This is a genomic window from Bradyrhizobium sp. GW821-FHT13H05 (assembly GCF_058804065.1).
Genome location: NZ_JBXAPO010000019.1, coordinates 1 through 12,012 on the forward strand (window position 1 = coordinate 1; position 12,012 = coordinate 12,012).

Annotated in this window: 14 protein-coding genes; 7 read left to right on the forward strand and 7 right to left on the reverse strand. The window is 65.0% G+C overall.

What is annotated here, in order from left to right; translation table 11 throughout:
* The first annotated feature begins 145 nt into the window (after positions 1-145).
* Positions 146-535: a hypothetical protein gene (locus AC1RR3_RS34455; protein WP_492829075.1), complete on the forward strand. Its 390-nt coding sequence runs from the start codon at positions 146-148 to the stop codon at positions 533-535.
* Between the two features lie 4 nt (positions 536-539).
* Here the strand turns inward: AC1RR3_RS34455 and AC1RR3_RS34460 are convergent, their stop codons facing one another.
* The gene (locus AC1RR3_RS34460; RefSeq protein WP_492829077.1) at positions 540-926 is read right to left on the reverse strand and encodes a hypothetical protein; all 387 of its coding nucleotides are present in this window, start codon (positions 924-926) and stop codon (positions 540-542) included.
* Positions 927-1,327: 401 nt separating this feature from the next.
* Positions 1,328-2,524 (reverse strand): amidohydrolase family protein, encoded by a 1,197-nt coding sequence (locus tag AC1RR3_RS34465; RefSeq protein ID WP_492829079.1) that lies wholly within the window; start codon positions 2,522-2,524, stop codon positions 1,328-1,330.
* Between the two features lie 146 nt (positions 2,525-2,670).
* On the opposite strand from AC1RR3_RS34465, the gene AC1RR3_RS34470 reads away from it, so the two are divergent.
* From AC1RR3_RS34470 to AC1RR3_RS34480, 3 genes are all read left to right on the forward strand, one after another.
* The gene (locus AC1RR3_RS34470; RefSeq protein ID WP_492829081.1) at positions 2,671-3,444 is read left to right on the forward strand and encodes a ferredoxin--NADP reductase; all 774 of its coding nucleotides are present in this window, start codon (positions 2,671-2,673) and stop codon (positions 3,442-3,444) included.
* A 106-nt stretch (positions 3,445-3,550) separates the two neighbouring features.
* Complete coding sequence (locus tag AC1RR3_RS34475; RefSeq protein ID WP_492829083.1) at positions 3,551-3,877, forward strand: hypothetical protein; 327 nt, start codon at positions 3,551-3,553, stop codon at positions 3,875-3,877.
* 90 nt (positions 3,878-3,967) lie between these two features.
* Positions 3,968-5,275 (forward strand): cytochrome P450 family protein, encoded by a 1,308-nt coding sequence (locus tag AC1RR3_RS34480; protein ID WP_492829085.1) that lies wholly within the window; start codon positions 3,968-3,970, stop codon positions 5,273-5,275.
* Here the strand turns inward: AC1RR3_RS34480 and AC1RR3_RS34485 are convergent.
* Positions 5,176-6,426 carry a DUF763 domain-containing protein gene (locus tag AC1RR3_RS34485; RefSeq protein WP_492829087.1) on the reverse strand — a complete coding sequence of 417 codons (1,251 nt, stop codon included), beginning with the start codon at positions 6,424-6,426 and terminating at the stop codon, positions 5,176-5,178. The two genes, AC1RR3_RS34480 and AC1RR3_RS34485, sit on opposite strands and share 100 nt — an antisense overlap.
* A 121-nt stretch (positions 6,427-6,547) precedes the next feature.
* Between AC1RR3_RS34485 and AC1RR3_RS34490 the strand changes: the two genes are divergently transcribed.
* On the forward strand, positions 6,548-7,690 hold the full coding sequence (locus tag AC1RR3_RS34490; protein WP_492829089.1) for a mechanosensitive ion channel family protein: 1,143 nt from the start codon (positions 6,548-6,550) through the stop codon (positions 7,688-7,690).
* A gap of 23 nt (positions 7,691-7,713) precedes the next feature.
* Here the strand turns inward: AC1RR3_RS34490 and AC1RR3_RS34495 are convergent, their stop codons facing one another.
* Together AC1RR3_RS34495 and AC1RR3_RS34500 are read right to left on the reverse strand one after the other, a co-directional pair.
* The gene (locus tag AC1RR3_RS34495; protein WP_492829091.1) at positions 7,714-8,637 is read right to left on the reverse strand and encodes a PepSY domain-containing protein; all 924 of its coding nucleotides are present in this window, start codon (positions 8,635-8,637) and stop codon (positions 7,714-7,716) included.
* A gap of 130 nt (positions 8,638-8,767) precedes the next feature.
* Positions 8,768-9,277: a MarR family winged helix-turn-helix transcriptional regulator gene (locus tag AC1RR3_RS34500; RefSeq protein WP_492829093.1), complete on the reverse strand. Its 510-nt coding sequence runs from the start codon at positions 9,275-9,277 to the stop codon at positions 8,768-8,770.
* Between the two features lie 182 nt (positions 9,278-9,459).
* Between AC1RR3_RS34500 and AC1RR3_RS34505 the strand changes: the two genes are divergently transcribed.
* Both AC1RR3_RS34505 and AC1RR3_RS34510 read left to right on the forward strand, forming a co-directional pair.
* The gene (locus AC1RR3_RS34505; RefSeq protein WP_492829094.1) at positions 9,460-9,684 is read left to right on the forward strand and encodes a hypothetical protein; all 225 of its coding nucleotides are present in this window, start codon (positions 9,460-9,462) and stop codon (positions 9,682-9,684) included.
* Positions 9,685-9,817: 133 nt separating this feature from the next.
* Positions 9,818-10,117, forward strand: coding sequence for a DUF2218 domain-containing protein (locus AC1RR3_RS34510; RefSeq protein WP_492829096.1), 300 nt, complete (start codon positions 9,818-9,820; stop codon positions 10,115-10,117).
* Between the two features lie 3 nt (positions 10,118-10,120).
* Here the strand turns inward: AC1RR3_RS34510 and AC1RR3_RS34515 are convergent, their stop codons facing one another.
* Both AC1RR3_RS34515 and AC1RR3_RS34520 read right to left on the reverse strand, forming a co-directional pair.
* Positions 10,121-10,921, reverse strand: coding sequence for an ABC transporter substrate-binding protein (locus AC1RR3_RS34515; RefSeq protein WP_492829098.1), 801 nt, complete (start codon positions 10,919-10,921; stop codon positions 10,121-10,123).
* 10 nt (positions 10,922-10,931) lie between these two features.
* A complete protein-coding gene (locus AC1RR3_RS34520) occupies positions 10,932-11,912 on the reverse strand; it encodes a tripartite tricarboxylate transporter substrate binding protein (RefSeq protein WP_492829100.1) in 981 nt (326 codons plus the stop codon).
* Positions 11,913-12,012: the final 100 nt, after the last annotated feature.

Sequence of the window (12,012 nt, forward strand, 5' to 3'; positions counted from 1 at the left end):
AAAGCGAAGCGTGCCCACCATTTTTCCTCAATCAGGAAAAGATCGTGAGCACGGCGCTTCGCGCCTTTGCCCGCCCTACGGCAGTTGAACAAGCTGCGGGGATTGGCGACTAACCTCGATGAGGACATCATCGAGGTTTTTCGTCATGAGAGCAGCATCGTGCTTTGCGATGGTTTTGAGTCTCAGTGCGGCGCTCGCGGGCCAATGCGTTTCTGCCTGGGCCGCGCAGCCCTATGAAGGCTTCTGGGCGTCGACCAAAAAGGATTGCCGCGATCAGGACAGCGCCAACCGCATGAGCATCGAAGGCGGCAATCGTCTCTATTGGTACGAAACGCGGTGCCGCGCCAGTGAGATCACTGCGGATGGGAAGCTCGGTTGGAAGATGAAGCTTGCCTGCGAAGGCGAGGGCGAGAAGTTTCGCTCTAGCCCTCGGGTGTCCATCGCTGCGGACGGCAGGCTGGTGATGGATAACGGCCCGGTGGGCCAGGCCAAGCGCCAGACCTATGTGCGTTGTGAGATCGCCAAGCAGCGCTGATCCCTTACGTCTTGCCCGGCCATTTGGCCCGGTAGCGGATTTCGCTGCCGTCGCCGAGCCGCTGCCACGTTCCTAACTCCGGTGTATGCGGCGCCCGCGCCGTCAATTCGATTGGATAGATCCGGCTCGGCTGGCCCTGAATGTTGACGGCGAGCTGCCGGTGCGAGGTCCGAAAGGCGAGTTCGACTTCGCCGGCGATGACCGGCTGATCGCCATCGCGATGGAAGGGGACCGGTGTCAGCTCGCCCGGCATGATGTTGAGGTCGGTCTGCAATTCGACGGTGATGCCTTGCGCTGACGTCGGCACCGTTACGCCGGACGGGAAACGCACCTCGAACACGAGCAGGGGATTGCTGGCGTTCGGATTGAGCCAGGGGTGTCGCGGTTGCATAGGCGTAGGCCATGTAGATGCCGATACCGGCGGCGCAGAGCAGGACGACGACGCCGAGCGATTTCAGGCTGTTGCGCGCGACGCCCCCATGGCCTGCGTCCTTGCCCGAACGCGTCACCAGCCAGCTGGCGAGCATGGCGCCGGCGATCGCGCCGATGGGGGAGTAGAAGAACAGCCCCAACAGACCCGATGTGATCGGGTCCGCGCGGTTGTCGAAATCGAGCAGGGAGAACAGCACAAAGGTCGCGACATAACCCGCGACCGCGCCAGCAACGCCGACGGCTATCCGCGTAGAGTTCCTCATGACTCCCTCGATGGTCCAGCAATGAACTGCCGCCGCCGAGGGCTGCCTGCGTTAGACGCAGCAGGCAGCAGACTTGTTCAAAGCCTCCAAAGCTGCGTCACTTCGCCACGATTTCCGGCACTTTCCCCGCAGGCGGCGTATTGCGGCTGCGCTGGGTGCGCACGATGCCGTCGATGATGGTCATGCCGATGCCGGGGAGGTCGCCGAGCTGCACGCTCTCCAGGATGGTCTTGCCGGGTGAGTGCTGCGCCTTGTCCATGATGACGAAATCGGCGGAACGGCCGATTTCGATCAGGCCGCAATCGAGCTGCCGCATCCTCGCGGTGTTGCCGGTGGCCAGACAAAAGGCGAGCTCGGCCGGAAGGTCGCCGAGCGAGGACAGCATCGAGACCATGCGCAAGATTCCGAGCGGCTGCACGCCGGAGCCGGCGGGCGCATCGGTGCCGAGGATCACCCTGTGCAGATCGCCCATTTCGCGCGCGATGCGCAGCGTGAACAGCGCCGAACGTTCATTGCCGTTATGAACGATCTCGAGGCCGCGCTTGCAGCCCTCGCAGATGCAGCGGATCTGGTCGTCGGGAAGCGCCGTGTGGCCGCCATTGATGTGGCCGACCACGTCGGTGTCGGCCTCCAGCACCACGTCCTTGTCGATCAGGCCGGAGCCGGGGATCGAGGGGCCGCCGGTGTGGATGGTGCTCTGGATGCCGTATTTGCGCGCCCAGCCGACCATCTTTCGCGCGGTGGGGCCGTCCTTGACGCCGCCGAGGCCAACTTCGCCGAGCAGCTTGACGCCGGCGGCGGCCAATTCCTTGAAGTCTTCCTCGACCATCTCGCATTCGATCACGGGCGCGCCGGCATGAACCTTCACGCCGCCGGGCCGCAGATTCCAGAATGCGCGCTGGGCGAAGATCGCCATGGCTTTCAGGCCGACGACGTCGCGCGGGCGGCCGGGCATGTGCACCTCGCCGGCGGAAATCATGGTGGTGACGCCGCCATGCAGATTGCTGTCGATCCAGCCGATCTGGTTTTGCCGCGGCGTCCAGTCGCCGGCGACGGGGTGGACGTGGCTGTCGATCAGGCCGGGCGCGACGGTGGTGCCGTTGGCCTCGACGATGGTGGTCGCGCCCTCGGTGTTGACGTCCTTGAAGCGGCCGATCGCGGTGATCTTGCCGTTCTCGGCGACGATGGTGTCGCCGTCCAGGATCGGCTTTTCCAGCGCGCCGGACAGGATCAGGCCGATATTGCGGATCACGAGCTTCGAGGGTCCGGTGGCCTGGGGTGCGTCATGCGCCATGGAAGGGGGTCCTTGTCCTTAACTGCAACGCTTCCGATCTTGGGCAGCCTTGACCGCGGGATCAAGTCGGATTATTCATTTGTGTACGAATGATTGTGTACTAATGACGCATAGCTGACCGCCTCGGAACCGCAAGGAAGCGTGAGATGAGCAATTTCAATCAGGAAAGCGTTCTGAGCGTCCACCACTGGACCGACACGCTGTTCAGCTTCAAGACCACCCGCAGCCCGACCTTCCGTTTCCGTAACGGCGAATTCACCATGATCGGGCTCAAGGTCGGCGAGAAGCCCCTGCTGCGGGCCTACAGCGTCGCCAGCGCCAACTACGAGGACACCCTCGAATTCTTCTCGATCAAGGTGCCGGACGGCCCGCTCACCTCGCGGCTCCAGCATTTGAAGGAAGGCGACGAGATCATCGTCAGCCGCAAGGCCACCGGCACGCTGGTGATCGACAATCTGGAGGAGGGGCGCAACCTCTATCTCATCGGCACCGGCACGGGCCTCGCGCCGTTCCTGAGCGTGATCAAGGACCCCGAGACCTATGAGCGGTTCGAGAAGGTCGTGCTGCTGCACGGCTGCCGTCACGTCAAGGAGCTCGCCTATGGCGAGATGATCACCGAACATCTGCCGAAGGACGAGATGCTCGGTGAGTACATCCAGAACCAGCTGATCTACTACCCGACCGTGACCCGCGACCCCTTCCGCAACCGCGGCCGCATCACCGATCTCATCACCTCGGGCAAGCTGTTCGCCGATATCGGCCTGCCGGGGCTGGAAGCCGCCCATGACCGCGTCATGATCTGCGGCAGCCCGGCGCTGGTCGCCGACACCCGCGTGCTGCTGGGCGAGCGCGGCTTCGTCGAGGGCAATCACGGCGAGCCGGCCCAGTTCGTGGTCGAAAAGGCCTTTGCCGAGCGCTGAGCCCGGACATCCTGCGCAATAAGACCGTAGTTTCGCCGCCCGGCGGGCGTTGCGGCGCCGATTCGGCGCGCGATACACTGTGGGAGCGAATCAGCGGAGTTCCCACATGGTTGCGGACAGCGACAGCAACATCGCCTGGCACCGGGTCCAGTTGAAGAAGAACCGCGCCGAGTTGAAGGCGCTCGAGACCGCGCGCTTCACGATGGGCGAGATCGCCTCGTCGAAGCGGACCGGCCAGACCCAGAAGGCGCTCGGGGACCTCAAGCGCAAGATCGCGCAGTCCGAGCGCGCGATTGCCGACCACGACAAGCGCACGCGCAGGCCGCTCGGCACCGACCTGCAAAGCCTCAGCAATGGCAGCTGGAGCCATTGGGACGCCTATACCAATCAGCAGCAGCGCAAGACCGGCCCGCGTCCGCCGGGGCGGGAATAGGCACTCCTGTCATCGCGCCGGTTCCGGCTCTTGCGAGCCGCCGCGCGCGCACCATCTGGTTGAGGCGCCACCAACCACTCCGGTGATTCCATGACGCCGCGCCTTGATTTCACCAGCGAGGCTTTCTTCCGCGATCCGCCCAAGGCGATCGCGGCGTTGCGCGCGTCCGGCCCCGTGGTTGCGACGCGATTTCCTCTGGTCGGCGATGTCTGGATCACCACGACCCATGACGCGACGGCGCAGGTCCTGAAGGACGGCACCAGCTTCACGCTGCGCAAGGAGGATGGCGAAGTTGCCGGCCTGCGCTGGTGGATGCCGAAGCTCGTCACGACCATCGCCAGGAACATGCTGACGATGGATGAGCCTGATCACACGAGGCTGCGCAGCATCGTGGACGAGGCCTTCCGTCGCCGCGCGATCGTGGCGATGGAGCCGCGCATTCGCGCCATTGCCGACGGCTTGGCGGACGATTTGTTTGCCGACGGCAGTCCCGCCGACCTCGTCCAGCGTTACGCCCGCATCCTGCCGGTGTCGGTGATCTGCGAATTGCTGGGCCTGCCCGCGGCCGATCGCCCGCGATTTATCGCCTGGGCCAACAAGATGTCGTCGCTGACGAACGTCGTCAGCTTCTTCCGCCTGCTGCTCGCGTTCCGCAAGATGCGCGCCTATCTCGAACAGCAGCTGCAGATCGCGCGTGTGCAAGGCGGTGAGGGCCTGATCGCCGAGCTGGTCCAGGTCGAGCGCGAGGGCGGCCAGATCACGCCGGACGAAATGGTGTCGATGGTGTTCCTGTTGCTTGCGGCAGGATCGGAGACCACCACGCATCTGATCAGCGGCTCGGTCTACGAGCTGCTCAGGAATCCGGGCTTGCGCGATTGGCTGGAGGAGGATTGGGGCCGCGTCGGGCTCGCGGTGGAGGAGTTCCTGCGCTTCGTGTCATCGGTGCAGTTTTCCAAGCCGCGCTATGTGCGGGGGGACATCGAGCTTGCGGGCGTGCGGCTGAAGAAAGGCGACCGTGTCATGGTCATGCTCGCTGCGGCGAACATGGATCCGGCGGTGCACGACCGGCCCGAGCGGCTCGATCTCGAACGCAAGCCGAACCGCCACATCTCGTTCGGAACGGGAATCCATTTCTGCCTCGGCCACCAGCTTGCGCGGATCGAAGCGGCTTGCGCACTGGAAGCGCTGTTGACCCGCTGGCCGAAACTCGGTCTCGCCGTCGATCCCGCGCAAGTTCATTGGCGCAGGCGGCCGGGGATGCGTGCCATCGCAAAACTGCCTGTCGTGGCAGCGGACAGTCAGCCCGTCGACGTCCTTGACGCCACGATGTCGCGCTCCCAGCCGAACGCGGATCGGCCGTCGAGATCGGGCGAGGCTTCACGCTCGCCGGCGATGTAGGCCTCGACGGAGGGACCGTGCGCGCTGCGCTCAAGCCGCCGTGCCTGGTCGTCGAGACGCTTGATCGCCTGCATCTCTTCCTCGCGCCCGAGCTTGGCGTTCTGGACCGCGCCCTTCAGCACGCGGATGGTCTCGTCATAGACCTTGATCGGGACCGGGTAGGGATGCCGGTCCTTGCCGCCATGGGCGAGCGAGAAGCGCGCGGGATCGTTGAAGCGATAGGGCGCGCCGTGCACGACCTCGGCGACCATCGCGAGCGAGCGCACGGTGCGTGCGCCGACGCCTGATGTCAGCAACAATTCCGGAAAGTCGACCGGGCCGCGCTCGGCGGCTGCCGCGAGGGTGCCGTGCAGGCGACGCGCGAACACGTCCTTCGGTCGGACGTCGTGGTGCGCGGGCATGATCAGGTGCGGCAGCATGGCCTGTGCCGGCTCAGGCGCAGTGCCGGTGAGCCGCTCGAATTCGGTGAGAATGCGATCGGGGCCGAGATCGGTCAGGAGCTCGAGCTGCGCGGCGCGCGAGATTTCGGCGCGATGGTCGGTGAGATTGACGATCTCGCCCTGCTGCGGGCCGTCGATCGCGCTGTGGGGCGCATCGACAAAGCTCTTTAGCGACTCCGAATGCCAATGATAGCGGCGCGCCTGGCGCTTGTCGCCGTTCATGCCCTGCTGCACCACCGTCCATTTGGCGTCGGCGGTAACGAAGAAGCCGTGGAGATAGAGATCAAAACCGTCCTGGACCGCGGCGCTGTCGACCTTCGCCACCAGCCGGCTGGCGCGCGTGAGTTTTGCGCCGTCGAAGCCGACGCGGTCGCCGAGCTGCAACAGCTCGTCCGGCGTCTTGCGCGAATGCTGGCCGCGGCCGCCGCAGACATAGATACCGAGCTCGTCCTGAAGCGGGCCGAGCCCACGCTTCAGCGCGCCGATCACGGAGGTGGTGATCCCCGAGGAGTGCCAGTCCATCCCCATCACGGCACCGAACGACTGGAACCAGAATGGATGCGACAGCCGCTGGAGGAAGGCATCGCGGCCGTAATGGTGGACGATCGCCTGCGTGACGATCGCCCCTAACGAGGCCATGCGGCTCGCGAGCCAGGGTGGAACCCGCCCGGTGTGGAGTGGAAGATCGGCGCTGCCGGTACGGCGAGTCATGATTGCCTAGGAATAGCGCAGTTCGGCGACGGTTGCACCAGAGGGATGCTGCATTGCACCGAGCGGGGGAGCGAAGCCCGCCGCAGCGCGTTGAGACGCGAATGGAAATGCGGGGACTTCAATGAATTGGCAGGCCGTCATGGCCGACATCGACAGGATGTTCGGGTGGATACCGTCATGGTTCGTTGGGCTCAGCCTGGTCGCGGGCGCGATCCTGCTTGCCTTGGCGTTCTATCGCCTCGCGGCCTGGTTGCTCAACCGCGCCTTCGGAACCCGGCTTCCGCTGCTGGGCGTGTTCATCGAGCGGACGTCCGGCCCGGCCCAGCTGGCGCTGTGTCTTGCCGCGGTCGCGCTCGTCCTCCCGCTTGCGCCGCTCGACAGCGCGTTCCGCACGCCGCTGACGAGCCTGTTCGTGGTCGCCTTCATCGCGCTGATCGGCTGGATCTCGATCCGGATTGTCGATATGAGCGCGGCGCGCTATCTCCAGAACTTTCGCGATGTCACCGAAAACTTCGTCGCGCGCAAGCATGTCACCCAGGTGCGGGTGTTCAAGCGCGTCACCGACATCATCATCGTCATCATCACGGTGTCGACCGCGCTGATGACGTTCGACTCGGTCAGGCAATATGGCGTCAGCCTGTTCGCTTCCGCCGGTGCTGCCGGTATCATCGTCGGTCTTGCGGCGCGACCGCTGCTCAGCAATCTGATCGCGGGCGTGCAGATCGCGATCACCCAGCCGATCCGGATCGAGGATGCCGTCATCATCGAGAACGAATGGGGCTGGGTCGAGGACATCGCCGCGACCTATGTCGTGATCCGGCTATGGGACTGGCGGCGCATGGTGGTGCCGCTGTCCTATTTCATCGAAAAGCCGTTCCAGAACTGGACGCGCGACACCGCGTCCCTGATCGGCGTCATCGCGCTCCACGTCGACTATCGCGCAGATGTGCCGCGCATCCGGCGCTGGCTGGAAGGGGCGGTGAAGGAGTCCGAGCTTTGGGACGGCACGGTCGTCAATCTCCAGGTGATCGACGCGGATTCGCGGACCATCGAGCTTCGCGCGCTGGTCAGCGCACGGAATGCGCCGCAATCCTGGGATCTGCGCTGTGAGATGCGTGAGAAGCTCATCGCCTTCATCCGCGATGCGATGCCGGAAGCGCTGCCGCGCGAGCGTGCGATCCTGATCCCGCAAGGAGGCGGCGACGACACCGAAGTCCTGCGTCCCGCCGCCCGGGAGAAAATGCGGGCGAACGCGCGCAATTGAGCTTGAATACGGGTCTGGTCCGACTACGCAGTTCCGGCGATCGGGGCATCAGCCTGCCGATTGGGGCGGGTGCGCGGCTTGCGCAGCTTGCGCCGCGCCCAGATCAGCAGGCCCGTCGAGAGCAAGGTGAGCAGCGCGATCGAGATCACGACATTCAAGGACGATGCGATCATCGCCGACCAGTTTCCCTCATGGATCAGCCGCGGCCAGTTGCGCGGCAGCGGCGCGACGCCGGATGAACTGACAGCATAGGCGCGCAGTTCGCCGTCCTCGTAGATCCGCGCCATCATGCGGCCGCCTCGCGCCCCGATCGAGATCGCGTGTGACAACTCGTGCGAGTCTGCGACCATGCGAATGGCGTCGGGCAGCGCGACCGGCCGTCCGCCGCCGGCAGGCGCAGGAGCGCTCTGAAACGTCAGGCCGAACGCCATGCATAGGCCGGTGATCGGACTCAGCAGGATCAGCGGCAGCGCGAACCAGGCAATCCCTTTGTGCCAGCCGGAAAGCGTGTTGCGCAGCCGCGGCAGTCCCATGAGGATGCCGAACGCCATCAGCAGCACCATGGCGACGGTCGAACTCGTCACCAGCCACGCCTGGCCGAGCAACCGTTCATGCGTGACACGCGCCCACAGGAAGAGATCGGAGAGGCTGGAGCCCGCAGCCGCGGGCTCGCCGGTTGCGAGGTCGATCGCCGGGGCGCCGGCGCCTTGCAGCGTCATGCGGCTGCTGCCGGCATTGATCGAAAGCCCGCGCGCCTTGCCGTCCGGATCATATCGCTTCACCAGCTCGACGACGCGCCCGGCGTCGATCGCCGGACCGTTGATGCCATTCACTTGCACCAGCGGTTCGAACGACAGGATCAGTCCGGTGGCGATGATCGCGAGCAGGGGCAGGGCGAACACCAGCGTGATCCAGCGATGCAATGTCAACAGGACGGACTTGCTCATTCTCGGTCTCCGGTGATGCGCCGCTTTGGTTGCCCAACACGGCGCCGAAGACAAATGACGCTTTCTCCATGTTGTTGCGTTGATTTGCAGCAAATGGAGTTGACGCGCATCGCAGCAATACCAGCGAATGCTAGTCGTTCGCAGGTTCAAGTGTCACCAGCAGCTTGTGCAGCAGCCGCGTGGCGCGTTCGACCTCGGCTTCGGAAAGCCCGCCAAGAATCATCTCCTCGCCCGACTCCAGAACCTCCGCCATGACGCGTTCGGCGAGCGTTCGCCCCTTGGCTGTCAACCGCACCGGCTTGCTGCGCTTGTCAGCCGTGCCCTCCGCCCGCGTGATCAGGCCACGCTGCTGCAAGGAATGGAGCACCTTGGTCAGCCCGCCCGAGGAAATCAGGATCGCAGGATAAAGCTCGGTCGGAATCATCTCGTAGGGCGGGGCGACGCCGCGGAGCGTGATCAGCACCTCGAACTCCATGAGGGACAGGTCGTGCGCGGCAATCCGCTCCGCCACGCTGTCGCGCATCAGGCTGTTCAGGCGATAGACCCGCACCATCATCTCGCCGACGGGGGTGACGGATTCCGGCCAATGTTTTTTCTTGATGGCGAGGAGCTTGTCCGCGGGATAGCGCGGTTCGGTCATGGACGGGCCTCCTTACGAAGAGTTCATGCGCAGATGTCTTGCCAGAAAGATAGTTGCGATGTATCTTTCTAGGAAGATAAATGACCGGCAATCGCCGGCCGGCTAGTTTGTGAAACGGACCCGACGCGCGCTGTGGGCCAGCGCGCGAGCGGGAAGTCCTTTGCCCAAGATGGAGACGATCGATGTTGAAGCGATATGTGACCTTGACGCTGACCGCGGCGGCGATGCTCGCAGCGCCCGCCGCTTTCGCCGAGAGTGGCCAGACCAAGGCGGGCGTTGCGGCCAAGACCACGACGAAGCAGGCGTCCGCGCGGCAGGCCTACGGCGCCGTGCCCGCCAATGTCCTGACGAGCTCGGGTGAGGGCACCGCGGTTGCGCGCCCGCCCGCTCAGCCGGGCGCGTGGTAACGTCAACGGGCGGCAGCATCGTTCGGCGATCTCTCACGGCATCGTTGGCTGCGAATAGCTTGCTGGAAAGATACAGGCCGCCTGGCTGATCCGGCAAGACGAGTGTCGAACCAAATTGCCTGAAAGGGCCACCATGAATCATTCAGTGGCGGAGGTCACCACCGAGCGGGCCACCATCTACCTCCAGCAGCTCTGCAAGCACTTTGCGCACAAGCTGGCGGTGGAGTTCACGCCGGAACAGGGCGTGATCCCGTTTTCGATGGGGACGTGCCGGTTGGAGGCTGCGGGTGACAAGCTTACGCTCAAGGCCGAGGCCGAGAATGCAGACCTCCTCGCGCAGGTCGAAGGCGTTGTCGAGCGGCATCTCGTTCGTTTCGCTTTCCGCGATCCGCCGGACATCGTCTGGCGGACCGCGGAGCAGGCGGCGAATTGAGACTTATTCGCGTGTCGCCTTGGTCGCGCCGCGGAGGCCCGCCTGCTGCTGGATCGTGTCCAGCGCGCCGGAGGACTGCTCCTCCGCCACGAAGCGGTTGAGCAGGGGAAGGGCGTCCTCGCGCCCCCTGGGGATCGCGATCGCCATATGCTCGGCGCCCCAATTGCCGTCGAGAATTCGTGCGCCCGGCATCTGGTCGGACATTTCGAACAGCGTCGGCTTGTTGGTGGCGTAAAGGTCGATCTCGCCGCGGCCGAACATGGCGATGGCGACCTTGACGCTTTCGGCGGGAACGATGGTCGCGTTCCTGAATTTTGCGGGCAGCGTCCGTTCTGAGGTCGAGCCCTTGGTGACGCCGATCTTCACGCCTGGCTTGTCGATATCCTCGATCTTGCCGATCGGCGAATTCGCCGGGACGAGAAAACCGAGCTCGATCGCCAGCACAGGCTGGGTGAACGTGACCTCGCCCGCGCGGGCCGGCGTCGCATTGGTCACGGTGAAATCGACCTGGCCGTCGTGGATCGCGGTGACGATGTCGGCGACGCGCTGGAACCTGACATAGTCGATGCCAACGCCGAGCCGTTTTGCCAGCTCGCCGCCGAGATCGTAGGCGAGGCCGTGCGGCTTGCCGGCTGCATCTGTCACCATCGAAGTCGGACTGCCCGGATAGATGCCGACGCGCAAGGTGCCGCTCGGCGCCAGCAGCTTTGCTTCGCCATCGGCGCGTGCGGGCGCGCCGAGCAGGCCGATGGTTGCGACCGCGAGCAGGGCGGTGCGGGTGAAGCGTCCAGAAGAGGTCCTCATGTGGAGAGCCTCACTGCGCGCGGATGTTGGCGGCCTTCAGCACCGGCTCCCATTTGGTCGCCTCGGCGTGCATGTAGGCGTCGAAATCCTTGGCGGAGGAGCCGACCGGAGCTGCGCCGATCTTGCCGAGCGTCGAGAGAACGTTCGGGTCCTGCAATGCTGCCTTGAGGTCGGTCTCGAGCTTGGCCACGATCTCCGGCGGCATTTTTGCCGGGCCGAGCACGCCCCACCAGACCGAGACGTCGTAGCCGGGTACGCCGGCCTCGGCGATGGTCGGGACATCAGGCAGGGCCTTGGAGCGTTCGGCCGAAGTGACCGCGAGCGCGCGCACCGGGCCACCTTCGAGCTGGCCGATGGCTTCCGCGAGCGGGTTGATGCTGAGCGGGATCTCGCCGGCGATCACGGCGGTCAGCGCGGGCGCGCCGCCCTTGTAGGGGATCGCGACGATCTTGGTGTCGGACATGTATTTCAGCAGCTCGCCCGCGAGGTGCGCCGAGGTGCCGTTGCCGGAGATGCCGTAGGACAGCTTGTCCGGCTCCTTCTTGGCGGCGGCCAGGAGATCGCCGAGCGTCTTGTAGGGGCTGTCCTTGGCCACCACGATCGCGAGCGGCGAGGAGGCGACTTCGGTGATCGCGGTGAAATCCTTGAACGTGTCATAGGGCACGCTCGGATAGATGAACTGGTTGAGCGGATGGCCGCTCGCGACCAGGATCAGCGTGTAGCCGTCGGGCGCGGCCTGCGTCAGTGCTTGCGACGCGACGATGCCGCCGGCGCCGGGGCGGTTGTCGATCACTGGCTGCTGACCCCAGGTTTTCGCAAGCGCCTGGCCCAGCGTGCGCGCGAGCACGTCGACCGCACCGCCGGCCGCATAGGGGACAAGAATATGGACCGGCTTGCTCGGATAGTTGTCAGCGGCCTGCGCGGTGTTCGCCGCCAGCAGCAAGCCTGCACCGACCGCGAGGCGGCCGATCATTGTGTTCAAACCCAACATTTCCCAGCACTCCTTGAGGGCATTTCCGTCGCTGCGGCGGTCTCTGAGCCGTCCCGGACGTCGCCCATGGTTTTTGTTGACGAGACCTGATCTTTTGTAC